At 66.4% G+C, this 25,605-nt stretch carries 19 protein-coding genes and 2 tRNA genes; 12 read left to right on the top strand and 9 right to left on the bottom strand.

Annotation, left to right across the window (positions count from 1 at the left end; genetic code table 11):
* Positions 1 to 3: 3 nt before the first annotated feature.
* Both ROV95_RS07350 and ROV95_RS07345 read right to left on the bottom strand, forming a co-directional pair.
* A tRNA-Arg gene (locus ROV95_RS07350) sits at positions 4 to 80 on the bottom strand.
* A 39-nt stretch (positions 81 to 119) separates the two neighbouring features.
* A tRNA-Pro gene (locus ROV95_RS07345) sits at positions 120 to 196 on the bottom strand.
* A 181-nt stretch (positions 197 to 377) separates the two neighbouring features.
* Here ROV95_RS07345 and ROV95_RS07340 point away from each other — a divergent pair.
* On the top strand, positions 378 to 1,136 hold the full coding sequence (locus tag ROV95_RS07340; RefSeq protein ID WP_021202979.1) for a Bax inhibitor-1/YccA family protein: 759 nt from the start codon (positions 378 to 380) through the stop codon (positions 1,134 to 1,136).
* 78 nt (positions 1,137 to 1,214) lie between these two features.
* Here ROV95_RS07340 and ROV95_RS07335 read toward each other — a convergent pair whose 3' ends face one another.
* From ROV95_RS07335 to grxC, 6 genes are all read right to left on the bottom strand, one after another.
* On the bottom strand, positions 1,215 to 2,123 hold the full coding sequence (locus tag ROV95_RS07335) for a LysR family transcriptional regulator (protein ID WP_312543744.1): 909 nt from the start codon (positions 2,121 to 2,123) through the stop codon (positions 1,215 to 1,217).
* A 53-nt stretch (positions 2,124 to 2,176) separates the two neighbouring features.
* Positions 2,177 to 2,920 carry a cysteine hydrolase gene (locus ROV95_RS07330; protein WP_312543741.1) on the bottom strand — a complete coding sequence of 248 codons (744 nt, stop codon included), beginning with the start codon at positions 2,918 to 2,920 and terminating at the stop codon, positions 2,177 to 2,179.
* A gap of 122 nt (positions 2,921 to 3,042) precedes the next feature.
* Entirely contained in the window at positions 3,043 to 3,453 is a 411-nt protein-coding gene (locus ROV95_RS07325; protein ID WP_312543739.1) for a hypothetical protein, read from the bottom strand.
* A gap of 133 nt (positions 3,454 to 3,586) precedes the next feature.
* Positions 3,587 to 4,591 (bottom strand): isocitrate dehydrogenase, encoded by a 1,005-nt coding sequence (locus ROV95_RS07320; RefSeq protein WP_058980324.1) that lies wholly within the window; start codon positions 4,589 to 4,591, stop codon positions 3,587 to 3,589.
* A 324-nt stretch (positions 4,592 to 4,915) separates the two neighbouring features.
* A complete protein-coding gene (locus ROV95_RS07315) occupies positions 4,916 to 5,308 on the bottom strand; it encodes a carboxymuconolactone decarboxylase family protein (RefSeq protein ID WP_005408260.1) in 393 nt (130 codons plus the stop codon).
* Entirely contained in the window at positions 5,305 to 5,595 is a 291-nt protein-coding gene (gene grxC / locus ROV95_RS07310; RefSeq protein ID WP_019659535.1) for a glutaredoxin 3, read from the bottom strand. The genes ROV95_RS07315 and grxC overlap by 4 nt, the downstream gene beginning before the upstream one ends.
* 88 nt (positions 5,596 to 5,683) lie before the next feature.
* Here grxC and ROV95_RS07305 point away from each other — a divergent pair, with 88 nt between their 5' ends.
* From ROV95_RS07305 to lpxH, 10 genes are all read left to right on the top strand, one after another.
* Positions 5,684 to 7,384 (top strand): M48 family metalloprotease, encoded by a 1,701-nt coding sequence (locus tag ROV95_RS07305; protein WP_251103210.1) that lies wholly within the window; start codon positions 5,684 to 5,686, stop codon positions 7,382 to 7,384.
* Positions 7,385 to 7,501: 117 nt separating this feature from the next.
* Positions 7,502 to 8,191, top strand: coding sequence for a phosphate regulon transcriptional regulator PhoB (gene phoB, locus ROV95_RS07300; RefSeq protein WP_005408258.1), 690 nt, complete (start codon positions 7,502 to 7,504; stop codon positions 8,189 to 8,191).
* A gap of 106 nt (positions 8,192 to 8,297) precedes the next feature.
* The gene (gene phoR, locus ROV95_RS07295; protein ID WP_019659537.1) at positions 8,298 to 9,629 is read left to right on the top strand and encodes a phosphate regulon sensor histidine kinase PhoR; all 1,332 of its coding nucleotides are present in this window, start codon (positions 8,298 to 8,300) and stop codon (positions 9,627 to 9,629) included.
* Between the two features lie 4 nt (positions 9,630 to 9,633).
* Positions 9,634 to 11,721: a polyphosphate kinase 1 gene (gene ppk1, locus ROV95_RS07290; protein ID WP_019659538.1), complete on the top strand. Its 2,088-nt coding sequence runs from the start codon at positions 9,634 to 9,636 to the stop codon at positions 11,719 to 11,721.
* 170 nt (positions 11,722 to 11,891) lie between these two features.
* Complete coding sequence (gene ppx / locus ROV95_RS07285; RefSeq protein WP_019659539.1) at positions 11,892 to 13,418, top strand: exopolyphosphatase; 1,527 nt, start codon at positions 11,892 to 11,894, stop codon at positions 13,416 to 13,418.
* 304 nt (positions 13,419 to 13,722) lie between these two features.
* The gene (locus ROV95_RS07280; protein ID WP_312543728.1) at positions 13,723 to 16,692 is read left to right on the top strand and encodes a TonB-dependent receptor; all 2,970 of its coding nucleotides are present in this window, start codon (positions 13,723 to 13,725) and stop codon (positions 16,690 to 16,692) included.
* A gap of 337 nt (positions 16,693 to 17,029) precedes the next feature.
* The gene (locus tag ROV95_RS07275) at positions 17,030 to 19,954 is read left to right on the top strand and encodes a TonB-dependent receptor (protein WP_227844982.1); all 2,925 of its coding nucleotides are present in this window, start codon (positions 17,030 to 17,032) and stop codon (positions 19,952 to 19,954) included.
* A 143-nt stretch (positions 19,955 to 20,097) separates the two neighbouring features.
* Positions 20,098 to 21,243: a glycosyltransferase family 1 protein gene (locus ROV95_RS07270; RefSeq protein ID WP_312543727.1), complete on the top strand. Its 1,146-nt coding sequence runs from the start codon at positions 20,098 to 20,100 to the stop codon at positions 21,241 to 21,243.
* Positions 21,224 to 21,763, top strand: a complete 540-nt coding sequence (locus ROV95_RS07265) for a phosphatase PAP2 family protein (protein WP_010483928.1) — start codon at positions 21,224 to 21,226, stop codon at positions 21,761 to 21,763. Before ROV95_RS07270 ends, ROV95_RS07265 begins: the two co-directional genes overlap by 20 nt.
* A gap of 65 nt (positions 21,764 to 21,828) precedes the next feature.
* Positions 21,829 to 22,575 (top strand): UDP-2,3-diacylglucosamine diphosphatase, encoded by a 747-nt coding sequence (gene lpxH / locus ROV95_RS07260; protein WP_019659544.1) that lies wholly within the window; start codon positions 21,829 to 21,831, stop codon positions 22,573 to 22,575.
* 87 nt (positions 22,576 to 22,662) lie between these two features.
* Here the strand turns inward: lpxH and ROV95_RS07255 are convergent, their stop codons facing one another.
* The gene (locus ROV95_RS07255; RefSeq protein WP_019659545.1) at positions 22,663 to 23,916 is read right to left on the bottom strand and encodes a M12 family metallo-peptidase; all 1,254 of its coding nucleotides are present in this window, start codon (positions 23,914 to 23,916) and stop codon (positions 22,663 to 22,665) included.
* A gap of 225 nt (positions 23,917 to 24,141) precedes the next feature.
* On the opposite strand from ROV95_RS07255, the gene ROV95_RS07250 reads away from it, so the two are divergent.
* Entirely contained in the window at positions 24,142 to 25,599 is a 1,458-nt protein-coding gene (locus ROV95_RS07250; RefSeq protein ID WP_312543725.1) for a DUF2235 domain-containing protein, read from the top strand.
* Positions 25,600 to 25,605 lie beyond the last annotated feature (6 nt).

Here is a 25,605-nt window from a genome sequence, read left to right as displayed (position 1 = left end):
CGATGGCGCGCCCGACAGGAATCGAACCTGTAACCGCCGGCTTAGAAGGCCGGTGCTCTATCCAGTTGAGCTACGGGCGCCCGAACCGGAACGGTGTCCAATCCGACGTGACGTGGGATTGGTCGGGGTAGAGGGATTCGAACCCCCGACATCCTGCTCCCAAAGCAGGCGCGCTACCAGACTGCGCTATACCCCGGTCTTGCAATCCCCTCGGGCCAGGCCCGGGGAGTCGTTCATTGTGGCCAAGCACATCGTGAGCTGTCAACGCAGGCGAGACCAGCCATGAAACCGCCACGGCGCTATGCGTGGTCATCGGCTATGCTCGCAGACATCGGCCGGACGGCCGTCCCGACCTTTCATTCGCACGGAGAACACGCATGCGCAGCGGCAATCCGGCTCTTTCCGAGTCGACCTTCCTCGACCTCGCCAGCGGCTCGGTGGTGACCAGCCCCGACCAGGCAATGACCCTCAACGGCACCGTCAACAAGACCGGCTTCCTGTTGCTGTTGACCGTGCTGACGGCCGCTTTCGCCTGGAACCAGACCATCGATGACTACGGCCAGGTCATGGCCGGAGCCAAGCTGTATGCCATGGGCGGCGCCATCGGCGGCCTCGTGCTGGCGCTGATCACCGTCTTCAAGAAGGAATGGTCGCCGGTCACCGCGCCGATGTACGCGCTGGTGGAAGGCCTGTTCCTCGGCGCCATCTCGGCCGTGTTCAACGCCAAGTTCCCCGGCATCGTGTTCCAGGCCGTGCTGCTGACCTTCGGCACCCTGTTCGCGCTGCTGTTCGCGTACCGCAGCGGCCTGATCAAGGCCACCGAGAACTTCAAGCTGGGCGTGATCGCGGCCACTGGCGGCATCGCCCTGCTCTACCTGGCCTCGTTCGTGCTGGGCTTCTTCAACATCAACGTGCCGGTGATCCATGACTCCGGCTGGCTGGGCATCGCCTTCAGCCTGTTCGTGGTGGTCGTGGCCGCGCTGAATCTGGTGCTGGACTTCGACTTCATCGAGACCGGTGTCGCCCAGCGCGCGCCGAAGTACATGGAGTGGTATGGCGCATTCGGCCTGATGGTGACCCTGGTCTGGCTATATGTGGAGTTCCTGCGCCTGCTGTCGAAGATCCAGCAGCGCTGAACCGGATAGAGCCATAAACGACAAAGGGCGCCTTCTGGGCGCCCTTTTCTCTTTGTTACGCATCGCTGCATTTCCCGGCTAGCCAGTCGCGCCCACCTGTGCAGCGTAGTGCGCCGCAAGGTGCTCGACCAGCGCGCGCACTTTCGGCGCCAGCGCCCGCGCATGCGGATACAGCGCGAAGTAGCGCCGCTGCCCGGCGTGCCAGGCGGGCAGCACACGGATCAAACGACCGGCGCGCAGGTCTTCCTGCACGGTCAGTGCGGTGAACAGGCTGATGCCCATGCCCGCCAGCGCGGCGGCATACAGCGCCGGCGTTGCATCCACCCGCAGGCGTTGCCCGGCCTCGATGCTCGCGCTGGCACCGCGCGGCCCCTGCAGCTGCCAGGGCGACATCGCCGCTGCAGGACTGAACCCCAGCAGCGCGTGCTGCGCAAGGTCCGACGGCTGACGCGGCAGGCCATGACGCGCCAGGTAGGACGGTGCAGCGACCAGGATGCGCGAGCAGCTGGCCAGTTCGCGCGCGACCAGCTGGCTGTCCGGTAGCGAGGCTGCAATACGCAGCGCCAGGTCGAAGCCACCACCGACGACATCGACGAGCTGATCATCGGCCGACAGATCCAGCGCGACCTGCGCGTAGCGCTGCAGGAAGGACGGCAACCAATGCGGCAGCTCCTGGCTGGCCACCACCTGCGGCACGCTGATCCGCACCCTGCCACGGGGTTGCGCCTGCCCGGCGCGGGCACGATCGTCCGCCTCCTGCAGGCGGTCCAGCAGCGTTGCCGCCTCGCGATAGTAGTCGCGCCCGGCCTCGGTCAATGACAGCCGGCGGCTGTTGCGATCGAGCAAGCGAACCTGCAGATGTTCTTCCAGCTGGCGCAGCTGCCGTGACATCGCCGAGTGGGTGGTTCCCAGGCGTTCAGCGGCCGCGGTGAAACTGCCCGCGTCAACGATGGCGCGCAGCGCACGCAGGGCGGCGAAGTGATCCATCGGCTAGTGGCTCCACGTTGCGGTGCCCACGGCATGCGGGCCCCGCCAGCTTATCAAGCGCCGTCGCCAGCCTTGCGCACCGGCAACGCCAGGATCGCGTCGGTACTCATGACATCCCCGAACGCGTCTTCGATCTGCGCCAGCGAGGCGTCATGCAGCGCGCGATGATCGATGCGCTGGCCACCGGCCAGGTCCAGGTCCCGGCTGGCGCTGGCATCGGACGATACGATCACCCGGTAGCCGCGCGGCGCCGCCGCCGCGTCGCGCGCAGCACCGGCGACGCAGGCATGGGTCTGCAGGCCGGTGACGATCAGGGTGTCGATACCGGCATGCTTCAGCACCGTGTCGAGCACCGCGGCCGAGCTGCCAGCGAACACGCTGACGTTGTCCTTCTGCACCACGGTCTCGCCCTTGCGCGGCTGCAGGTCGCGATGGAAGTCGGCATTGACGCTGCCCAGCGCGAACAGCGGTGCGCCGGCCGGCAACACATGCTGCACGTGGATCACGCGGATGCCGTGGGCATCGGCGAACGCGACCACCCGCTTGGCCTGGCGCAGTGCGGCCACGCCATCGGGAATGACCATGCGGCCACCGGCGAAGCCCGGCGCGGCGCTGGCGTCGAAGTACTCGTTCTGGAAGTCGATCACCAACACCGCAGTCTTCGCCGCATCCAGCGAGGCCGCGACCGGCGCGCCCGCCATATGGCGGATGGTGGGATGGGCCGGCTCGGCGGCGACGACCGGAGTGGTGGCGGCCATGCCGATCAGGCTGGCCAGGCCGAAGGCGGTGAGATTCATGGAGCGACTCCTGTGCAGTGGAAAGTGGGCACAGGATGCGGAGCGAATGGCGCACCAACCAGCCACGTATCGGTACATGATCTGTGCGATTTTTGCACAGACGGCTCATGTAGTGTCGAGCTCTACCAGGCCAGCTTGACCCCATTGAGTCGCACGATCATCGCGTGGTCACGATCCAGCACCACTTCGGCGGTATTGCTGCCCATACGCACGGCATGTGCAAGGCCTGCCGGATACTTCACTGGGACGCCGGCCAGCGTCTGCACATGCTGGGCCGGAGAGATCCTGCTCCTGATCACGAATGCCGCACAGTTGCCTTCGAGCAGATACACAGGCAATCCTGCCGGAAATTCGACCAACCGCAGGATGCGCGCCTCGCTCTCCCGCAGGCTGCGGAGGGGCACCCCATGCCTGCTCAAGCGGCGCAGCGCACGCTGGGCACGGGACCACGGCCAGTAGAAGGTGGCGTAGATCGCCACGCCGATGGCATAGACGGCAACGGCCGCCACGACCCACACGGCCGCCTCAGGCATCTGGAAACATCCTGTTGGTCAAATCCCGCGATTGAAAACGTAGACGGGCCGTACAAGGACGGCCCGTCTTCAACGCTCCGCGGCCCCGACTGGACGTCGCCCGAGGGCGATCTCCAGCCGGAATGCCAGCCGCTTACAGGCGGCTGGCGATGGCCCGGGCAAAGCTCATGGTGGTACCGGTACCGCCCAGGTCGCCGGTCAGCGAATCCTTGGCTTCCATGGTCGCCACGATGGCCTTGCGCAGGCGTTCGGCGTTTTCCGGCTGGCCAATGTGGTCCAGCATCTGCGCGGCTGCCAGCAGCAGCGCGCACGGATTGGCCTTGCCCTGGCCGGCGATGTCCGGCGCGGTGCCGTGCACGGCTTCGAAGATCGCCGCGTCCTTGCCGATGTTGGCACCCGGGGCCAGGCCCAGGCCGCCGACCAGGCCGGCGCACAGGTCGGAGATGATGTCGCCGAACAGGTTGGTGGTGACGATCACGTCGAACTGTTCCGGACGCATCACCAGCTGCATGCAGCAGTTGTCGACGATCATTTCCTGGAATTCGATGTCCGGGTACTGCGCGGCCACTTCACGGGCGACGTTCAGGAACAGGCCCGAGGTCGACTTGATGATGTTGGCCTTGTGCACGGCGGTGACCTTCTTGCGGCCGGTGCTCTTGGCCAGCTCGAAGGCGTAGCGCACGATGCGCTCGGAGCCCTTGCGGGTGATGCGGGTGCCGGAGAACGCGGTCTCGCCGTCGGCAGACACTTCCTGGCCTTCGGCCAGGTAGGCACCTTCGGTGTTCTCACGAACGGTGATCAGGTCGACGTTGTCGAAACGCGACTTGGTGTTCGGGAAGGTGTGGGCCGGACGCACGTTGGCGTACAGATCGAAATGGCGGCGCAGGCTGACGTTGATCGAGGTGAAGCCACCACCGACCGGGGTGGTCAGCGGGCTCTTCAGCGCGACCTTGTTGCGCGCGATCGATTCCAGGGTCACCGCCGGCATCAGGTCGCCGTGCTTTTCCAGGGCCACCAGGCCGGCGTCAGCGTCTTCGTACTCCAGGCCAGTCTTGAGCTGGTCGAGCACGAACAGGGTGGCGTCCATGATTTCCGGGCCAATGCCGTCGCCGCGGATGACCGTAATTTTCTGCGTCATTGATCGATGTTCCGAACAGGGGGAAAAACGCCGTCCGGACGTGCCCGGAAACGCCGGCGCAAAGGAAGTTTCACCGGCAATTATGCCTGAGCCGGGGCCGAGGTCCCAAATAGACCATGGTCCCAGTCCCCGGCTCAGGCAGAATTGCCCGCGCATCCCGCCTTAACCCTGCGCCTGTCGGCGCGCCCCCTTGAACAACAAGGGGGCTCCTGGACTGTTGGATTGCGGGGAAGGCCCCCTTGCAGGTCCGGTAGTGCCGGCCGCTGGCCGGCAACCCCGGCCATGCCGGATTCAGGCGATGCCGGCCCGCGGCCAGCACGCCCCTCAGTGCTCGTGCGCGGCTGGCGCGGCGGCGCCGCCTTCGAGCTGGTCGAGGAAGTCGACCGCGCGGCGCAGGTGCGGGATCACGATGGAACCGCCGACCACCAGGCCGACCGAGAAGGTCTCGAAGAACTCTTCGCGGGTCACCCCGGCGTCCTTGCACTGGGCCACGTGGTAGCTGATGCAGTCGTCGCAGCGCAGCACCATCGAAGCCACCAGGCCCAGCAGTTCCTTGGTCTTCACGTCCAGCGCGCCGGCCTGGTAGGTCTGCGTGTCCAGCGCGAAGAAGCGCCGCACCACCTGGTTCGGTTCGCCCAGGATGCGTTCGTTCATGCGCTTGCGGAAGTCGGTGAACTCGGCGATGCGGTCCTTGCTGCCGTCGTCGGCCGCGCTCATGCCTGGCCCTGCCCGGCCAGCAGCGGCTCGAGCTTGCCTTCACGGTGCAGGGCCATCATGTCGTCGTAGCCGCCGACATGGACGTCGCCGACGAAGATCTGCGGCACGCTGGTACGGCGGGTCTTGGCCACCATCTTCTCCCGCTCGGCCGGGTCCAGGTCGATGCGGACCTCGGTCCACTGCTGGCCCTTGCTCTTCAGGAAGTTCTTGGCGGCCACGCAGTACGGGCAGACGGCGGTGGAATAGATGGTGATGGCGGGGGCACCGCCGGCGGTCTGGGCTGTCACGGGAAACTCCACGATGGATCGACGGTCTACATATGGTACCGGTGCGCTGGAATTTCCACGCCACGGCCGCAACACTGTGGATTAACGAATGGTTGCCCCCTGCCCTGCCACGCTTGGCGCGCCCCGCCCGAGGACCCCCTGCTTGCGAGCCCTGCTGCTGACTACCGCCGTCACCCTGGCCCTGGCCGTGCCGCTGGCCCAGGCCCAGGAGAAGCTGCCCGACATCGGCTCCTCGGCCGGTGAGCTGCTGACCCCGGCCCGCCAGGCCGAGTACGGCGCGATGATGCTGCGCGAGCTGCGCAACTATGGCTACCTGCTGGACGACCCGCTGGTGAACGACTGGCTGCAGACCATGGGTACCCGGCTCGGCTCCAACAGTGACCAGCCACGGCAGCCCTATACCTTCTTCGTGATGAAGGACCGGCAGATCAACGCCTTCGCCACCCTCGGCGGCTACATCGGGGTCAATGCCGGCCTGGTGCTGACCGCCGAGCGCGAGGACGAGGTGGCCGCGGTGCTGTCCCACGAAATCGCCCACGTTACCCAGCAGCACGTGCTGCGCGGGGTAGAGCGCGCCCAGCGCGACCAGATCCCGATCCTGCTGGGCATGCTGGCGGCGGTGGTGGCCGCGCAGGCCAGCAACAGCACGTCATCCGGCAACGCGACCATGGCCGCGATCAGTTCCGGCATGGGCCTGATGCAGCAGCGGCAGATCAACTACACCCGTTCCAACGAGTCCGAGGCCGACCGCCTCGGCATCCGCACGCTGTCGCGCAGCGGCTACGACGTGGATGCCATGGCCGGCTTCTTCGAACGGATGGCATCGGCGATGCGCGGCAACGAAGGCGGCTACAGCGTGCCCGAGTTCCTGCGCACCCACCCGGTCAACATCACCCGCATCAGCGAGGCCAAGGCCCGCGCCGAGCAGATGAAGAAGGACACGGTGCTGCTGACCACCACCACCCCCAGCGGCGAGCGCAGGGAGCGCGTGGACCCGGCCGACCCCAGCCTGGCCGAGCCCCTGCTGCGCGGAAACAACCCGCTGCTGCCCAGCAACGTGCTGCGCATCCCGATGGGCCAGCTCAGCCGCGGCGCCAGTGGCGACTTCGACTGGGCGCGCGAGCGCCTGCGCGTGCTCAGCGCGGACTCCACGCCCGAGCTGGAACGCGAGTACGCCGATCTGGCCAAGCGCCAGAAGGACGGCCTCAACGATGCCCAGCGCTATGGCCAGGCGCTGGCGGTGATGCGCGGCGGTCGCGCCGGCGCCATCCAGGCCCGGCAGACCCTGGCCGGCCTGCTGCAGGCCCGGCCGGACAACCTGTGGCTGGCACTGGCGCTGGGCGAAGCGGAGTCACGGGCCGGCCAGGCCGCCCAGGCCAACAGCCGCTTCGAGCAGTTGCTGCGCCAGCACCCGAACAGCCGCCCGGTGGCACTGACCTATGCCGAGATCCTGAACGAACAGGGTACCCGTGAGGCCGGCCAGCGCGCGCAGGCCATGCTGCGGCCCCTGCTGTCGCAAAGCGGTAACGATCCGGTCTTCCAGCAGCGATATGCCCGCGCCAGCGAGCTGGCCGGCGACAGCGTGCGTGCCAGCGAGGCCTATGCCGAGGCGGCCTTCCTCAGCGGACGGCCGGAGCAGGCGCTGCTGCAGTTGCAGGCGCTCAAGCGCAACCCGGCACTGGATTACATCGGCCGTGCGCGGGTTGACGCGCGCATCGAATCGATCACCCCGACCGTGCTGGAGCTGCGCCGCCAGGGTGTGCAGGATCCGGACCTGGACCGGCGCTGAGCGCTGCATGACCGGCCGATGGCAGTCCCAGCCGGTTCCAAGCCGGGTAGTCACAAACATGTCATCAAACCGTAGTCTACTGGCACCACTCCAGTAACCGAGCCCTACGGTGTCCTCGTGCAGAAACGCATCCTGATCGTCGATGACGAGCCCGCGATCCGTGAAATGGTCGCCTTCGCCCTTCGCAAGGGCGATTACGAACCGGTCCACGCCGGCGATGCCCGGGAGGCCCAGACTGCGATCGCCGACCGCGTCCCCGACCTGATCCTGCTGGACTGGATGCTGCCCGGTACGAGTGGCCTGGACCTGGCCCGTCGCTGGCGCAAGGAAACGCTGACCCGCGAAGTGCCGATCATCATGCTGACCGCGCGCGGTGAAGAGAACGACCGCGTTGGCGGCCTTGAAGCCGGCGTCGACGACTATGTGGTCAAGCCGTTCTCGGCGCGCGAACTGCTGGCCCGCATCCGCGCGGTGATGCGCCGCGCCCGCGAGGACGACGAGGACGGCAGCGTGGCGGTCGGCCCGATCCGCATCGATGGCGCGGCGCATCGCGTATTCGCCAATGACCAGCCGGTGCCGATCGGCCCGACCGAATACCGCCTGCTGCACTTCTTCATGACCCACCCGGAGCGCGTCTATACCCGCGCCCAGCTGCTGGACCATGTGTGGGGCGGCAGCGTGTACGTGGAGGAGCGCACCATCGACGTGCACATCCGCCGCCTGCGCAAGACGCTGGAACCGTTCAACGCCGAGAACATGGTGCAGACCGTGCGCGGCGCCGGCTACCGTTTCTCCACTGCCACCTGAGTCTCGTCGTGCCGGCGCCAAGCACCTGCGGGTGCCGGCGCCGGCAACTCTGCTATAACCCTCGGTTCACCCCAGTGAACCGCCGCACCTCAACGACGAGATCGCAATGCCCCGCCACATCCGCTCTGCCTGGTTGAAGACCCTGGCCACCGTTGCCGCGGTGCTGCTGTTCGCCGGACTGGTGGGGTGGCTCTCGGGGCATCTGTGGCTGTGCATCGCACTGGGCGCGCTGGCCACCCTGGCCTGGCACTACTGGCGGCTGCGCAGCGTGCTGCGGCGGCTGACCGCGCGCCAGCGCTGGGACACCGCCGAGGAAGGCAGCGGCGTCTGGAACGAGCTGGACCGCCTGCTGTACCGCAACCAGGTGGAAATGCGCGTACGCAAGCGCCGCCTGCTGGACATGCTGCGCAGCTACCGCGCCGCTGCCGCCGCGCTTCCCGATGCGGTGGTGGTGCTGGACCGCAACAGCCAGCGCGTGCAGTGGTTCAACGAAGCGGCTACCGCCCTGCTCGGCCTGCACCATCCCGGCGACCTTGGCGAGGCCCTGGTCGAACGCCTGCAGCCAATGCCGCTGGCGCACTGGCTGGCCGGTGGCCGCAACGCCGAGCCGATCCTGGACGTGCCCTCGCCGGTCGACCCGGCGATCCGCCTGAACCTGCGCCTGATTCCCTATTCGTCGGATTACTGGCTGCTGATCGCGCGTGACGTCAGCAAGCTGCTTCGCCTGGAACAGGTGCGCCGCGACTTCGTGGCCAATGTTTCACACGAACTGCGCACGCCGCTCACCGTGGTCCACGGCTACCTGGACATGATGGACCCGGAGGATTTCCCGGGAACCGGACCGATGCTGGAGGAAATGCGCAAGCAGAGCCAGCGCATGGCCCAGCTGGTGGAAGACCTGCTGACGCTGTCGCGCCTGGAATCGCAGGAACACAGCGAGGAAGAGACCGTGGCCATGCAGCCGATGCTGGCAACCCTGCGCCGCGAGGCCGAAGCGCACAGCCAGGGCCGCCACCAGATCAGCATCGACGATCTGGCCGGCGTCGACCTGCAGGGCTCGACCAAGGAGCTGCACAGCGCCTTCTCCAACCTGGTCACCAACGCGGTGCGCTACACCCCGGCCGGTGGCCGCATCGCGGTGGAGTTCCGCCGCGAGGGCGACGGCGCCGTGCTGGCCGTGCGCGATTCCGGCTACGGCATTCCCGCCACGCACCTGCCGCGCCTGACCGAACGCTTCTACCGGGTTTCCAGCAGCCGCTCACGCGAGAGTGGCGGTACCGGACTGGGCCTGTCGATCGTCAAGCACATCCTCGGCCTGCACCACGCACGGCTGGAGATCGAAAGCGAAGTCGGCAAGGGCTCGGTGTTCTCCTGCCATTTCGATGCCGACCACGTGCGCCCGCGCGAGTCCGCCCCCCTGACCTCCATCGAAGAATGACGCCATGAGCAGCCTCGGATCCCTCCCCCTCCCCGTGAGCCCGGACAACGATCCGTTGCGCGACCCGGCGCTGTACATCAACCGTGAGCTGTCGCAGCTGGATTTCAACTTCCGCGTGCTGGCCCAGGCGATGGACCCGCAGGTGCCGCTGCTGGAGCGCCTGCGCTTCATGTGCATCTCCTGCACCAACCTCGACGAGTTCTTCGAGATCCGCGCCGCCGCCGTGCGCCACGCGCAGGAATTCGGCCTGCCGCCGGCACCGGACGGGATGAGCCCGCAGGCCATCCTCAGCGCCATTCATGACCGCGCCGCCGAACTGGTGGACCAGCAGTACCGCTGCTGGAACGAGACGCTGCGCCCGGCGCTGATGGACGCCGGCATCGGCGTGCTCGGCCGCCATTCCTGGACCGATCGACAGAGGCGCTGGCTGCGCGCCTATTTCCGCAACGAGATCATGCCGGTGCTGTCGCCGCTGGGCCTGGACCCGGTGCATCCGTTCCCGAAGATCCTCAACAAGTCGCTGAATATCGTGGTGGTGCTCAAAGGCACCGACGCGTTCGGCCGCGCCGGCCACCTGGCCATCGTGCGTGCGCCGCGCTCACTGCCGCGCATCATCCAGCTGCCGGAAAAGCTGGGCGGATCACAGAATTTCGTGTTCCTGTCGTCGGTGCTGTCCACCTTCGTCGATGAGCTGTTCCCGGGCATGGAAGTCCAGGGCGCCTACCAGTTCCGCGTTACCCGCAACTCCGAGCTGGTGGTGGATGAGGAGGAAGTGGAAAACCTGGCGCTGGCGCTGCGCGACGAGCTGGTGGACCGCGGCTACCGGCCGGCGGTGCGCCTGGAGATCGCCCACGACATGCCGCGTGAGATCGTGCGCACCCTGCTGCAGAATTTCGGCCTGACCGAGAACGCGGTCTACCGCATTGATGGCCCGGTCAACCTCAACCGCATCATCCAGCTGTACGACCTGATCGCGCAGCCGGACCTGAAGTACCCGCCGATGACCCCGCGCACCCTGCGCGACAGCGACGGCATCTTCGAGACAGTGACACGCCAGGACCTGCTGCTGCACCATCCGTTCGATGCCTTCACCGCGGTGCTGGACCTGATCCGGCAGGCGGCGATCGATCCGAACGTGCTGGCGATCAAGCAGACCCTGTACCGCACCGGCAAGGATTCGCTGATCGTCGATGCACTGATCCAGGCCGCGCGCAACGGCAAGGACGTGACCGTGGTGGTTGAACTGCGCGCGCGCTTCGACGAGGAAGCCAACCTGGGCCTGGCCGATCGCCTGCAGGAGGCCGGCGTGCAGGTGGTGTACGGCGTGGTCGGCTACAAGACCCACGCCAAGATGCTGCTGATCGTGCGCCGCGAAGGCCGCAAACTGCGCCGCTATGTACACCTGGGCACCGGCAACTACCACAGCGGTACCGCCCGCGCGTACACCGACATCAGCCTGATCACGGCTGACCCGGACATCGGCAACGACGTGCACCTGCTGTTCCAGCAGCTGTCCGGCCTCGCCTCGAAGATGAAGCTCAAGCGCCTGCTGCAGTCGCCCTTCACTCTGCATACCGGCATCCTCGGCCGCATCGAGCGCGAGACGCGCATCGCCGCCGCCGGCCGCCCGGCGCGGATCATCGCCAAGATGAACGCGTTGAACGAACCGCAGGTGGTGCGCGCCCTGTACGCGGCCTCGCAGGCCGGCGTGCAGATCGACCTGATCATCCGCGGCGCCTGCACCCTGCGCCCGGGTGTGCCGGGCATCTCGGACAACATCCGCGTGCGCTCGATCGTCGGCCGCTTCCTGGAACACAGCCGCGTCTACTGGTTCGGCAACGACGGCGCTCCGGAAATGTACTGCGCCAGCGCCGACTGGCTGGAGCGCAACCTGCTGCGCCGGGTCGAGACCTGCTTCCCGATCCTCGACCCGGAGCTGGCCAAGCGGGTCTATCGCGAAGTGCTGCAGAACTACCTGGACGACAATCTCAACGCCTGGGAACTGGATGCCGACGGCATCTACCACAAGCGCGCGCCGGCGCACGACGAAGCGCCGCATTCCGCGCAGATGGCATTGATGCAGGGGCTGTAGTCCTGCCCCGGTGGATCCCGACCGCTGGTCGGGATTCGATCAGTGCCGACCAACGGTCGGCACCCTCCCACAGCGGGATCTGACCCCTTGCCATCGTGCTGCACGCCTCCTTCCAAAATGTGAAGGCCGCGCGGTGACGAGCACACCGCCCCTTCGGCTAACATTCGTCCATGCCGCATACCACCACGACTCCGCCCGCATTGCAGGATGGCGACCTGCTGGCCGCCATCGACCTTGGCTCCAACAGTTTCCACATGGTCATCGCGCGCTACACGCTCGGTCAGCTGCGGGTGATCGACCGCCTGCGCGAGACGGTGCGCATGGCCGATGGCCTGGATGGCAAGGGTGGTCTCTCTTCCGCTGCACGCCAACGTGCCCTGGAATGCCTGGCCCGCTTCGGCCAGCGCATCCGCAATGTGCCGCCGCACCGGGTGCGTGCGCTGGCCACCAACACCGTGCGCCAGCTGCGCTCGCCGCAGTCGTTCCTGGTTCCCGCCGAAACCGCGCTCGGGCATGCCATCGAAGTGGTCAGCGGCCGCGAAGAGGCGCGCCTGATCTACCTGGGCGTGGCCCATGCGCAACCACCCAAGCCCGGCCAGCGCCGGCTGGTGATCGATATCGGCGGCGGCTCCACGGAATTCATCATCGGCATGGGCATGCAGACCCTGGAGCGCGAAAGCCTGCAGGCCGGCTGCATCGCCAGCACACGGCGTTTCTTCCCTGGCGGCAAGCTGAGCAAGAAGCGCTGGAAGGATGCGCTGGCCGAGATCGGCCGTGAGTTCCAGCCCTTCGCCAGCAAGTACCGCGCGCTGGGCTGGCAGGAAGCACTGGGTTCTTCAGGCACGCACAAGGCGATCAGCGAGATCTGCGCGACGATGAAGCTGAGCAAGGGCGCGATCACCGCCGAGGCCCTGCCGCAGCTGCGCGATGAACTGCTGAAGGCGAAGAAGATCGACGACATCCAGCTGCCCGGGCTGTCCAGCGACCGCCGCCCGATCATCGCCGGCGGGATCCTGGTACTGGAAGCCGCGTTCCAGGCGCTGGGCCTGCAGAAGCTGCTGGTGAGCAAGGCCGCGATGCGCGAAGGCATCCTGTATGACATCGTCGGCCGCGCCGGCGAGAACGACCTGCGTGATGAATCGGTGGCCGCACTCAGCCAGCGCTACGGCATCGATACCGTGCAGGCCGAGCGGGTGCAGGAGACCGCGCTATCGCTGCTGGAACAGGTGCAGGATCGCTGGAGGCTCGATGCCGACGATGCGCGCATGCTCGGCTGGGCCGCGCGCCTGCACGAGCTGGGCCTGATGATCGCGCACAGCGGCTACCACGTGCACGGCAGCTATGTGCTGGAGCACTCGGATATCGCCGGCTTCTCGCGCCAGGAGCAGCAGATGCTGGCCGCGCTGGTGCGCAGCCACCGCCGCAGCGTGACCAAGACCGCCTTCGACGCCCTGCCCGAGCGCCTGCTGCTGACCGCACGTCGGCTGGCCGCCCTGCTGCGCCTGGCGGTGCTGCTCAACCGTGCCCATGAGGACGATCCGCTGCCGGCACTGGAACTGACCGCCGACGACAACCGCCTGTCGCTGATCGTGCCGCAGGCCTTCATCGATGCCCGGCCGCTGCTGCGCGCGGACCTGATCGGCGAGACCGATGGCATCGCCGGGCTGGGCATCCAGTTCCGGCCGTTCGTGGCCTGAGCGCCGCGCCCCCACGAGGGGAGAAGGTCACACACCGTTACAGTTCGCGCACGTGCCCCGCGTAGATCTGCTGCGATGCAGCAGATCATGTCGAGCAAGCGCATTCAGCGTGACCGCTAAGCGACTGCTTTTGTTGAGCTTTCGTGAAATCTGATGAAGAAAGCTGGTACAAACCGACATATCCTCTTTACAGAGACTTAACCAACGAGACTACTATCGGGTCATCGGTCCGCTTGTCGGCGGCCGATTTCTTCGACGCCCTTTTTTGGCGTCCCTGCACGACCTTAGAGAGAGAGAGCTCGTCATGACTTCACGTACTACCCCCCTGGGGCAGGCCATCCGCTACGCCCTGGCAACCACGGCGGCGCTGGCCGCCCTGCCTGCGTTCGCCCAGAGTGGCGGCACCGCCGCGCCGACCATCCTGGATCGCATCGAGATCACTGGCTCGCGCATCCGCCAGGTGGACGTGGAGACCGCTCAGCCGGTCCTGGCACTGAGCCGGCTGGACATCGAGCGCCAGGGCTTCAGCTCGGTGGCCGACATCCTGCAGAACGTCACCGCGATGGGCAGCCCGGCGATCAGCCGTGCCAACGCGCTGAGCGCTGGCGAGAACACCGGCGGCACCTATATCGACATGCGCAACCTGGGCGCGCAGCGCACCCTGGTGCTGGTCAATGGCAAGCGTCTGGGCATCAGCACCTCCGGCTACCAGGACGTGTCCTCGCTGCCGGTGTCTGCGGTGGAGCGCATTGAAGTGCTGAAGGACGGCGCCTCGGCCATCTACGGTTCCGACGCGATGGCGGGCGTGATCAACATCATTACCCGCTCCAACGTCAACGGCGTGACCGCCAATGTCTACCACGGCCAGTACAGCGAAGGCGACGGTGCCCGTGACCGCTTCGATGTGGTCGGCGGCTGGAGCAACGATCGCGTGTCGCTGACCTTGGCACTGGAGCACTCCGAAGAAAAGAGCGTCTGGGCAAAGGACCGCTGGTTCAGCAAGTACGGCGTGAGCGACCGCCACCCGAACGACGCCTCCAACTGGACCACGCTGAGCCAGTGGGGCCAGGTTACCGGCCTGAAGGGCGGCCCGGGCTGCACCAACGCCACCCAGGGGTGTGGCTACTCGCTCAACCGCGGCGCTGACCCGACCAACCCGGCCAACTACCACCTGACCGACGCAACCCCGTTCACCGGCGACGTCAGCAACGCCAACGAACAGATGCACGTCATGTATCCGCTCAAGCGTGATTCGGTGTACTTGGACGGTCGCTTCAAGATCACCGATCAGGTCAACCTGCGCACCGAATTCGGCTACAACAAGCGTTCGGCCGAGCGCCAGATTGCAGGCTACCCGCTGCAGTCCAGCTCGGTGTCCATCTCCGGTGACCCGACCGCCACCGGCCTGATGTCCAAGGACAGCTACTTCAACCCGTTCGGCACCCAGCACGGCTATGCCAGGCCAACCGACGTGGCCTGGAACCGCCGCACCTGGGAAATCCCGCGCGTGAGCACCAGCGAACTGAAGACCTACCGTGCGGTAGTGTCGCTGGATGGCAGCTTCGAGATCGGCCAGCGCTACTTCGACTGGGACGTGGGCTACCAGTACAACCGCAACGAGCTGACCGCCACCGCCACCGGCAACCTGCACAAGAAGCGCGTGCGTGACGCCGTGGGCCCGTCGTTCCTGGATCCGGCCACCGGCAAGGTGATGTGTGGCCGTCCGGGCGCGGTGATCAGCGGCTGCACGCCGTGGAACCCGCTGGTGCCCTACGGCAGAAACGATCCGAACGGACTGACCGGCAATGAAGAGCTGATGGCCTGGCTGTTCCCGGCGGAGCACACCACCGGCCGGACCACCACCAAGAACGCGTTCGCCAATCTGTCCGGCAGCATCCTGACCCTGCCGGCCGGCGACCTGGGCTTCGCCTTCGGTGTGGAAAGCCGAAAGGAAGATGGCCGCTACACCCCCGACGCTCTCGCCCAGACCGGTGCCACCACCAACCTGGCCGCTGGCCCGACCGGTGGCAGCTACAACGTGAAGGAAGCCTACCTGGAACTCAATGTGCCGGTGCTGGCCGACCTGCCCGGCGCACGCGAGCTGAGCTTCAATGCCGCTACCCGCTATTCCAAGTACAACACCTTCGGCAACACGCTCAACAGCAAGTTCGGCTTCAAGTGGAAGCCGATCGACCAGCTGCTGGTCCGTGGTACCTGGGCCGAGGGCTTCCGCGCACCGACCATCAACGATCTGTACGGTGGTGGTTCGGAAACCTTCGCGCAGTTCAGCGACCCGTGCGACACCGTGTTCGGCTCGGCCAAAGGCAGTGCCGAAGTCCGCGCACGGTGCGCACGTGACATCGCCGATGCAGCCAACTTCCGCCAGCTGAAGCAGGGCAACACGCCGGTAACCACGGCGCAGGATGCCACCCCGACGCCGTTCGTGTCCGGCTCCAACCCGCTGCTGGTTCCGGAGACCTCGACCAGCAAAACGCTGGGCCTGGTGTGGAGCCCGACCTTCCTCAGCAACTTCAACGTGGCGCTGGACTGGTGGAAGATCCGCATCGACAACACCATCGTCGGTGACAGCCCCAACCAGATCCTGAAGGATTGCTATGAGCAGGGCATCGAATCGCGCTGCAGCCGCTTCACCCGCGATCCGTCCAACGGCATCGTCACCGGCCTGAAGTTCGGCAACCGCAATGCCGGTTTCGCCGAGACCGAGGGCTACGACCTGGATGTCAGCTATCGCGTCGACACCGGCTACGGCAAGCTGAGCGCAGGTTGGACCAGTACCTATGTGAGCAAGAACGTCTACCGCTCCACCAATGATGTCCGCGATGCGATCACGCCGATCAACGGCGTTGCCAACACCATCGGCACCGCTACCAGCCTTGCGTTCCGCGTGCGCTCGAACCTGGTGCTGGGCTGGGATGTGGGTGACTTCGGCGTCAGCTGGACCGCACGCTACTACTCCGGCGTGAAGGAGCGCTGCCTCAACGCCTCGCGGTATGCCGACGAATGCTCCGATCCGACCTTCCTGGCCCCGTGGCTGAAGTCGCCGACCGCCTACAACGAGCGGGGCGCGGTGACCTTCCACGACGTGCAGTTCCGCTACAACCTGCCGTGGGATGCAACCGTGTCGGTGGGTGCCAACAATGTGTTCGGCAAGGAAGCGCCGGTGATGTACAGCAAGCCGAACTCGTCGTTCTCCTACTACGGTGGCTACGACATCGGTCGTTTCATGTACATGAAGTACCAGCAGCGCTTCTGATCCATCCACGCTGTTGAAGCTCGACGACCACGGCCCTTCGGGGCCGTGGTTTTTTTCTGCCTCCGCGCAGACTGTCGCTTTCCACATTGACCTTGATGCGTTCAATCAGGGGCACGGTCCTCTGATCTGCTTCCGCCGCACGGCCATTGTTTGCAGCAATCGATTGATTTACTTCTGCTTTGTGCAGAAGCGTCACGACTGTCTACGGTGCTTTCGTCGTTTGCCCATACGTCTCCACGCCCGTCTTCACTAGGTTCGAACGTCCACCACTGCGGTGGCATTTACGCAGCCCCGCTTGGCTGTGTTCCGAAGACTTCGAAGACCGAGAGAGAGACCCATGACCATCCGTATTCCCGAACTGGGGTTGGCGATCCGTCGTGCACTGACGATGACGGCCACCACCGCACTGGCCGCCCCCGCATTCGCCCAGCATGCACCGGAAGCCACCACGCTGGACCGTATCGAGATCACCGGTTCGCGCATCCGCCAGGTCGACCTGGAAACCGCACAGCCGGTGCTGACCATCAGCCGCGCCGACATCGAGCGGCAGGGCTTCAATTCCGTCGCGGACATCCTGCAGAACCTGACCGCGACCGGCAGCCCCGCGCTCAGCCGCGCCAGCCCGCTCAGCAGTGGCGAAGCCTCCGGCGGCAGCTACGTGGACATGCGCGGGCTGGGGGCGCAGCGCACGCTGGTGCTGGTCAACGGCAAGCGCCTGGGCATGACCACTTCGGGTTACCAGGACATTTCCAGCATTCCCGCCGCTGCCGTGGAGCGCATGGAAGTGCTGAAGGACGGCGCTTCGGCCATCTACGGTTCCGACGCGATGGCCGGCGTGGTCAACATCATCACCCGGCGCAACGTCCAGGGCGTGGCGGCCAACGTCTACCACGGGCAGTTCAGCGAAGGTGACGGTGCGCGCACCCAGTACGACGTGGTTGCCGGCTGGTCGAACGACCGCGCCTCGATCAGCGTCGCCGCCGAGCATGTCGAAGAGAAGGGCGTATGGGCCAAGGACCGCGGCTTCAGCGCCTACAGCTACACCGATCGTCATCCGGACGATGGCTGGACCACGGTCGGGCAGTGGGGGCGCATCGTCGGCTTCAAGGGCCCGGGCTGCAGCAGCAGCCGTGGCTGCAGCTATTCCCTCGACCGCGGCAGCCAGCCGGGCGGGCCGGACAGTTTCCACCTCAGTGACAACACACCGTTCACCGGTGATGTCAGCAACAGCAACGAGCAGATGCACGTGCAGACACCGATCAAGCGCGATTCGCTCTTTGTCGACGCACGCATGGATATGAACGACCAGGTCCGCTTCAGTACGCAGCTGGCCTACAACCGGCGTACCACCACGCGCCAGGTCGCCGGCTATCCGTTCCAGTCCGCTGCGGCCGGCATCACGCCGATGTCCGCCGACAGCTGGTTCAACCCGTTCGGCAGCCACCACGGCTATGAACACCCAAGCGACGTGCACTGGAACCGCCGCACCTGGGAGATTCCGCGGGTCAGCATCAGCGAACTGACCACCTGGCAGGGTGTGGCCGCGTTTGAAGGCAGCTTCCAGTTCGTCGGTCGCGAGTTCGATTGGGAAGCCGGCTACCAGTACAACCGCAGCGAACTGGAGCAGCGTGCCACCGGCAACCTGCACAAGCAGCGCGTCGCCGATTCCACCGGCCCTTCGTTCTACAACCCGGCCACCGGCAAGGTGGAATGCGGTACACCGGAGGCACCGATTGCCGGCTGCAAGCCCTGGAATCCGCTGGTGCCGTATGGCCAGGATGACCCTTACGGCCTGACCGGCAACAGCGAACTGCAGGACTGGCTGTTCCCCGAGGAAATCACCCGTGGCAGAAACACCACCCGCAACCTGTTCGCCAGCCTCAGTGGAGGCCTTGCCACGCTGCCTGCGGGGGAACTGGGCTTCGCCCTGGGCGTGGAGAGCCGCCGCGAGGAGGGGCGCTTCATTCCCGACGCGCTGGCCCAGACCGGGGCCACCACCAACCTGGCGGCGGGCCCCACTGGAGGGGGTTACCGCGTCGACGAGGCCTACCTGGAGCTGAGCGTGCCGTTGCTGCACGACCTCCCCGGTGCACGCCAGCTGACCCTCGACGCGGCAACGCGCTACTCGGACTACACCACCTTCGGCGGAACCCTCAACAGCAAGTTCGGCGTGTCGTGGAAGCCGATCGACCAGCTGCTGGTCCGTGGCACCTGGGCGCAGGGCTTCCGTGCACCGACCATCGCGAATCTGTACGGTGGGGGTTCGCAGACCTTCACCACCGGCTTCCGTGACCCCTGCGATACGGTGTATGGCGCGGCCGCCAGCAGCCCGGAGGTGCGTGCACGCTGCGCCGCCGACATCGCCAATGCAGACAGCTACCGCCAGCTCGGCCAGGGCAATGAGCCGATCACCGGCAGCAGCGGGCAGACACCGCTGCCCTTCACCAACGGTTCCAATCCCGACCTGAAGCCGGAAACCTCTACCAGCCGCACCCTGGGCCTGGTGTGGAGCCCGACGTTTGCCGAAGGGCTGAACATCGCGCTGGACTGGTGGAAGATCCGCATCGACAACACCATTGTCGCCGACCACCCCAACGACATCCTCCGCGACTGCTACGAACTGGGCATCGCCGAGCGCTGCGGCAGCTTTACCCGCGACCCGGAGCTGGGCATCGTCAACACGCTCAGCTATGGCAGCCGCAACAGCGGTTTCCGCCAGGCCGAAGGCTATGACCTGGAGATCGGCCACAAGATCGAAACCTCCTGGGGCACGTTGAGCGCCGACTGGAAGACCACCTATGTGGTCGCTGCGGAGCAACGGACCACCAACGAGGCGGATGTACCGCCGATTCCCAGCAATGGCATCGCCACCGACGGTGGCATCGGCTTCCGCGTGCGCTCCAACGCATCGCTTGGCTGGGAACGCGGCAACCTCGGCCTGACCTGGGGCCTGCGCTACTTCTCTGCGGTCAAGGAGCGCTGCCTGGGCGTTGATGAGTATCCGAACGAGTGTTCGCACCCCGACCAGCGCGCACCATGGTTCAGCGGCAGCCGTGACTACAACCGTCGCGGATCGGTCACCTTCCACGACGTGCAGGCACGCTACAACCTGCCATGGGATGCGACCGTCTCGATCGGTGCCAACAATGTGTTCGGCCGCCAGGGTCCGGTCATGTACAGCCAGCCGAGCGCCAATTTCTCCTACTACGGTGGCTTCGACATTGGTCGTTTCATCTACATGAAATACCAGCAGCGCTTCTGATCCGCCGCGCTTGCTGCGGCACCGCCACGGCCCTTCGGGGCCGTGGCTCCACGGCAACCGGACGGCCGTCATCCCGTGGTCGCAAAGCGGTCATATCCGCTACATCGCCAGGCCCGAGCATGCCGGAAACCCGGAGGCCCGCCATGCGCTATGCCATCGTCACCGAGACCTACCCGCCGGAAGTGAACGGCGTTGCCCTCACCGTGCAGGGCCTGGAGCAGGGACTGCGCACTTCCGGCCATGACATCGACCTGATCCGGCCACGCCAGACCAGCGAAGCGCTGGACTCGGCGCCAGGCACGCTGCTGGTTCCGGGCGCCGCACTGCCGCGCTACCCCGGCCTGCGCTTCGGCCTGCCTGCGCCGATCCGGCTCAACCGCCACTGGCAGCAGCAGCGTCCCGATGCGGTCTACATTGCCACCGAGGGCCCGCTGGGCTGGTCGGCGCTGCGCACCGCACGCCGCCTTGGCATTCCGGTCGCCAGTGGCTTCCACACCCGCTTCGACGAGTACCTGCCCGACTACGGCGTGGCCTGGCTGCAGGCCGCGGCGATGCGCTGGATGCGCCGGTTCCACAATCAGGCCGATGCAACCCTGGTGCCCACCCGCGAACTGCAGCAGTTCCTTGTTGAACAGGGCTTCGACCGCGTGCGCCAGCTGGCGCGCGCGGTCGACAGCCAGCAGTTCGATCCCGGCCGGCGCGACCCGGCGCTGCGCGAGGAATGGGGCGTGGACGGCAATGGCCTGGTCGCGATCTACGTCGGCCGCATCGCCGCGGAAAAGAACCTTGGCCTGGCGGTGAGAGCCTTCCGGCGCCTGCAGCAGATCCGGCCCAAAGCCCGCTTCGTATGGGTGGGTGATGGCCCGGCCCGCGAGAAGCTGGCCCATGAGAATCCCGACTTCATCTTCTGCGGCATCCAGCGCGGCGATGCGCTGGCCCGGCATTTCGCCAGCGGCGATCTGTTCCTGTTCCCCAGCCGCAGCGAGACCTTTGGCAACGTGACCCTGGAAAGCATGGCCAGCGGCCTGGCCACCGTCGCTTTCGACTATGGCGCGGCTCGCGAATACCTGCGTGACGGCGAGAACGGCGCGGCCGTGGAAAACGATGAGCAGTTCATCGAGGCAGCCGTGCAGCTGGCCGCCGATGATGCACGGCGCCGCGAGTTGGGCAGCAGCGCCGCGCGTGCGATGAAGCGCCTGCATCCACAGCAGGTGGTTGCCGAATTCGATGCGCTGCTGGCCGAGCTGGCCCAGTCGCGGAGGAGCGGCCATGCGCACTACGCCGCTTGAGCTGCTGGCCGGCCGCGAAGCACGGCTGTGCCGCCGGGCCAACCACTACTGCCGGCGTCGCCGTGTGCGCCGGCTGTTCTCGGTCATCAGCCGGCTCGGCGATGGCGTGTTCTGGTACGTGCTGATGGGCGCACTGGTGCTGCTGGACGGCTTCGACGGACTGCGTGCATCGGTGCACATGGCCGCCACCGGGCTGGCCGCACTGCTGCTCTACAAGGGCCTCAAGCGCTGGACCCGACGCCCTCGCCCGTATGCGGCCGATCTGCGCATCCGCGCCTGGGTGGCGCCGCTGGACGAGTTCAGCTTCCCTTCCGGGCACACCCTGCACGCGGTGTCGTTCACCATCGTCGCGCTGGCCTACTACCCGTGGCTGGCACCGCTGCTGGTTCCCTTCACCTTCGGCGTCGCGCTGTCGCGGGTGGTACTGGGCCTGCACTACCCGTCCGATGTACTGGCCGCCACCGGCATCGCCATCCTGCTGGCATCGGCCAGCCTGGCCTGGCTGCCGCTGCCGGTGTGATGGCCGCTGCACCGGCCGCGCGTGGCCCGGCGCTACCGTCATCGTTGATGGCCTAGAATGCAGGCATGACCACGCTGTTCATTTCCGACCTGCATCTGGACCCCAGCCGTCCGGAGATCACCGACCTGTTCCTGCGCTTCCTGCGCGACCAGGCGCCCGGCGCCGATGCGCTGTACATCCTGGGCGACCTGTTCGAGGCCTGGATCGGCGACGACACGCCCTCACCCGCCGCCGATGCGGTGGCCGACGCACTGAAGGCACTCTTCGACAGCGGCGTGCCGGTGTACTTCATCCGCGGCAACCGCGATTTCCTGCTTGGCGAGGACTATGCCCGCCGCGCCGGCCTGCGCATCCTGCCCGACCCCTGCGTGATCGAACTGTACGGCCGCCCGGTGCTGCTGCAGCACGGCGACCTGCTGTGCACCGACGACATTCCCTACCAGCAGTTCCGCGCGCAGACGCGCGACCCGGCATTCCAGGCGCAGTTCCTGTCGCAGCCGCTGGCCGCGCGCATCGCCTTCGCGCAGAAGGCGCGTGATGCCAGCCAGGCACGCCAGGCGGAAATGAAGCAGGGTGACCGCGCACAGTTCGAGACCGTCACCGACGTGGCCCCGGCCGAAGTCGATGCCACCTTCGTGCGCCACGGCGTGGATACGATGATCCATGGCCACACCCATCGCCCGGCGGTGCACACGCTGCAGGCCGGTGGACGCACCTGCACCCGCATCGTACTGGGCGACTGGTACGAACAGGGATCGGTGCTGCGCGTGGATGCCGGCGGCTGGTCGCTGGATACGCTCGCGCGCGAATGATGGATCGCAGGGTGCCAACCAGGGTTGGCATCTACCCGGGCAGGTGCACGCACCCGGGCAGACACCGCCCCTGGCCGGAGCCTGGCCTCAGCGGAAGCCCGCGATGGTGGCCTTGGTATTGACCAGCACGCGCTGGTTGTCGGCGGTACTGGCGTTGCCCATCGGGATGCCGTTGTAGCTGATGTTCGGGTTGGACCAGTAGTTCAGGCGCGGGCAGCTGCGGGTGCAGTTGTAGGCCATGATCGTGCGCCAGCCGGTGCCGCTGGACGGCTCATAGCGATAACCATGGCCATAGGCGTACGGCGAGGTGCTCGGGTCGGTGGCGATATCATGCCGTGCACTCTGCAGGTGGCCGATCTCGTGCGCGAACGAGTAATAGCCTGTCGCGCAATCCCAGTACACCGCCGCGAAGGCGGTGGAAGCCGTCGAGCCTATGCCCGAGGCCAGGCCACAGTACGCACTGTTGTTGATCAGCAGCACGCCCACGTCCGCCGTGTAGGTGTTCCGGCTGGTGTGGATGCTGTCCATGTAGCCGTCGCTGGTGCCACGGAAGCGGGCCAGATCAGTATCGAAGCTGCCCGATTCGGTGTAGTTGGTGGTCTCGTAGCGGGCCAGCTGCATGGTGATGCCCACGTTGCTGTTGACATACCCCTGGTTGGACTCGGCCACGGCCAGCTGCACCAGCGACTGCATGTTGCCGCCATAGGCCGCCACGGCCGCATTGGTCGCCACCACCAGCACGCGGATGGTGGCCGGGGTGCCGGACGACGCCTGTGCGGTACCGATGCGATCGTTGGCGCCCATCGGGATTTTCGGCAGCTGGTTGTAGTCGGCCGGATGGTCGGCCGGCATCCGCGATTCGTCCACTTCCACCAGCACGTGGCGGTTGCCCAGCGGGCGCAGGCGATAGAGCTTGCCGTCCTTGCGGATCGACCCAGTGATGGTGTCGCCCGAGCGCACCAGGATCAGCGAATTGCCCGGATCGTCCTGGCCATTGGACGTGGCAGCGGTCAGCTTGTCCGAAGGGGAGCGGAACTGGCCGTACCAGATGCTGCCGCCATCGGGCAGCGCCTCCACCTTGCTGCGCACCGCCTGCACGCGCCGGCCGAGCAGTTCGAACTCGAGCTGCGGCTGCGCGGTGGCAGCTGCATCGACACGCACTTCCTGTACCGTCGCGGTGGACGGGGTGGCCAGCAGCTTGCCCAGCGCGGGCTCACTGTTTGCCGATGCACGGCTGATGACCGTCACTGGCTCGAACAACGGTGCCGCCTGCGCGGCCGCTGCCACCGACAAACCCAATACCAGGCCACCTGCCGCTTTGCCAATCGATCTGGACAACATTGCGTCGCTCCTTGAATGATGTGAACAGCGTTGATGCAGCACGCCCGGGTTTGCCGGGTTTGGCCATATGGCCTGCGTGGGCCGTGTGAATTCAATAGAAGACGGAGATGAAAATCAGGAAATGTGATCCACCGCATCTACGTTAATTAAGGTCAAAAGCGTCACTACACTTCGCCAATACACCGCTTTCGCGCTACCGTGACGTAGCCACGACGGGACATGCACATGGCTCCATCGCAGGACACGGACGAAGATGTCGGCTTGCTGCGGATAGGCCTGTTCTTTGATGGCACCCGCAACAACGCACACAACCTGGCACGCGGTCGCCCCCGGGTTCCGCAGCCACGTCCGGCGCAGCTGCGTGCGGATGACGATTCGACCTACCAGAGCCGGCTGACCAGCAGCTACGACAACGGCCTGACCAACATCGCACGCCTGCAGCAGCTGTATCCGGACAGCCGCCGCGATGCGATGGCCACACCTTCGCTGTCGATCTACGTGGAAGGCGTGGGCACCCGCGACGATGCCGACGACGACCTGATCGGACTGGCGTTCGGCATCGGCGCCAGTGGTGTGCGCGCGAAAGTGCAGCGCGCGCTGCAGGTGCTGCTTCCGGCCGCACTGTCGGGACTATCCGCACGCTGGCAGCGACCGCTGCATGGCGTGCAGCTGGACCTGTTCGGTTATTCACGCGGCGCTGCTGCCGCACGTGACATCGCCAACCAGCTGCAGGGCTGGAACGGCGTGCGCTGGCGCCAGCTGCTACAGGCCGCCGGCCTGTCCTGCACTGCGAACTTCGCCCCGGCCACGCCGGTGCTGCGCTTCATCGGGCTGTTCGACACCGTGGTCGCGGTCAATGGCGGCCGCGCCGAGGAACAGCCGCAACTGGCGCTGCGCAGTGGCATCGCACGCCACGTCGTGCAGCTCACCGCGCGTGATGAACATCGCCAGCACTATGCACTGACCAGCGTGGCGCCGCCGTTCACCGAGATTGCCCTGCCCGGCATGCACGCCAACATCGGTGGCGGCTACAACCAGCTCGACGAAGGGCCCAAGCTGCTCAGTCGCCCGCGCCGGCAGTTGCTGCGCCGCCCCGCGGTTGCCGACTACCAGATTCCTCCACTGGCGATGCTGCAGGCCACCACGGCCTATGCTGAAACACAGGCCGATGCCGAACGCTGGCGACAGCAGCTGGGCGTGGACGAGAAGGAAATCTGGGTGGATGTCTGGCACCAGTGGCAGCAGCAGCGACGCGCCGGCAGCCGCAGCGTGCTGTTGTCACCGGTGCTGTATGTGACCGCCGCTGTGGTACTGCGCCGGCCCATCGACTGGCGTTACCAGCTGATCGCACTGCAGGTGATGCAGCAGCAGGCCATCGATGCCGGCGTGCAATGGACTGCAAATGCCGCCGAGGTTCCCGGTTGGGAACTGCCGTCCGTCCTGCGGCCTATCGCACGGCGCCTGGTGGCCGGACAGCCACTGACGGCGACACAGGAGGCGCTGCTGCGTCGGCGCTACCTGATGCAGTCGGCGCACTGGAACTTCGATGCGCTGGGCGACACCGCACTGACCTACGCCGCCGATGCCGGCGTCAGCGAACTGCCGTATCGACCAGGCCCTGGCTTGTTCTATATCAACCGGCCAACCGTGGATGGCAAGCGCGTGGTGTTGCCGAACGCATAAGAAAAG

It is taken from the genome of Stenotrophomonas maltophilia group sp. msm1 (assembly GCF_032025805.1).
GTDB classification, from domain to species: Bacteria; Pseudomonadota; Gammaproteobacteria; order Xanthomonadales; family Xanthomonadaceae; genus Stenotrophomonas; species Stenotrophomonas hibiscicola.
This window is presented reverse-complemented; position numbering and strand designations above follow the sequence as displayed.

What these genes read in the sequence shown, in the direction of transcription:
- ppk1 (WP_019659538.1), top strand. Translation starts at nt 9,634, where the DNA reads ATGAGCAGCCTCGGATCCCTCCCCCTCCCCGTGAGCCCGGACAACGAT.
- ppx (WP_019659539.1), top strand. Translation starts at nt 11,892, where the DNA reads ATGCCGCATACCACCACGACTCCGCCCGCATTGCAGGATGGCGACCTG.
- ROV95_RS07265 (WP_010483928.1), top strand. Translation starts at nt 21,224, where the DNA reads ATGCGCACTACGCCGCTTGAGCTGCTGGCCGGCCGCGAAGCACGGCTG.
- lpxH (WP_019659544.1), top strand. Translation starts at nt 21,829, where the DNA reads ATGACCACGCTGTTCATTTCCGACCTGCATCTGGACCCCAGCCGTCCG.
- ROV95_RS07280 (WP_312543728.1), top strand. Translation starts at nt 13,723, where the DNA reads ATGACTTCACGTACTACCCCCCTGGGGCAGGCCATCCGCTACGCCCTG.
- ROV95_RS07275 (WP_227844982.1), top strand. Translation starts at nt 17,030, where the DNA reads ATGACCATCCGTATTCCCGAACTGGGGTTGGCGATCCGTCGTGCACTG.
- ROV95_RS07305 (WP_251103210.1), top strand. Translation starts at nt 5,684, where the DNA reads ATGGTTGCCCCCTGCCCTGCCACGCTTGGCGCGCCCCGCCCGAGGACC.
- ROV95_RS07330 (WP_312543741.1), bottom strand. Translation starts at nt 2,920, where the DNA reads ATGAATCTCACCGCCTTCGGCCTGGCCAGCCTGATCGGCATGGCCGCC.
- ROV95_RS07335 (WP_312543744.1), bottom strand. Translation starts at nt 2,123, where the DNA reads ATGGATCACTTCGCCGCCCTGCGTGCGCTGCGCGCCATCGTTGACGCG.
- ROV95_RS07255 (WP_019659545.1), bottom strand. Translation starts at nt 23,916, where the DNA reads ATGTTGTCCAGATCGATTGGCAAAGCGGCAGGTGGCCTGGTATTGGGT.
- ROV95_RS07340 (WP_021202979.1), top strand. Translation starts at nt 378, where the DNA reads ATGCGCAGCGGCAATCCGGCTCTTTCCGAGTCGACCTTCCTCGACCTC.
- ROV95_RS07315 (WP_005408260.1), bottom strand. Translation starts at nt 5,308, where the DNA reads ATGAGCGCGGCCGACGACGGCAGCAAGGACCGCATCGCCGAGTTCACC.
- phoR (WP_019659537.1), top strand. Translation starts at nt 8,298, where the DNA reads ATGCCCCGCCACATCCGCTCTGCCTGGTTGAAGACCCTGGCCACCGTT.
- ROV95_RS07320 (WP_058980324.1), bottom strand. Translation starts at nt 4,591, where the DNA reads ATGACGCAGAAAATTACGGTCATCCGCGGCGACGGCATTGGCCCGGAA.
- ROV95_RS07270 (WP_312543727.1), top strand. Translation starts at nt 20,098, where the DNA reads ATGCGCTATGCCATCGTCACCGAGACCTACCCGCCGGAAGTGAACGGC.
- ROV95_RS07325 (WP_312543739.1), bottom strand. Translation starts at nt 3,453, where the DNA reads ATGCCTGAGGCGGCCGTGTGGGTCGTGGCGGCCGTTGCCGTCTATGCC.
- ROV95_RS07250 (WP_312543725.1), top strand. Translation starts at nt 24,142, where the DNA reads ATGGCTCCATCGCAGGACACGGACGAAGATGTCGGCTTGCTGCGGATA.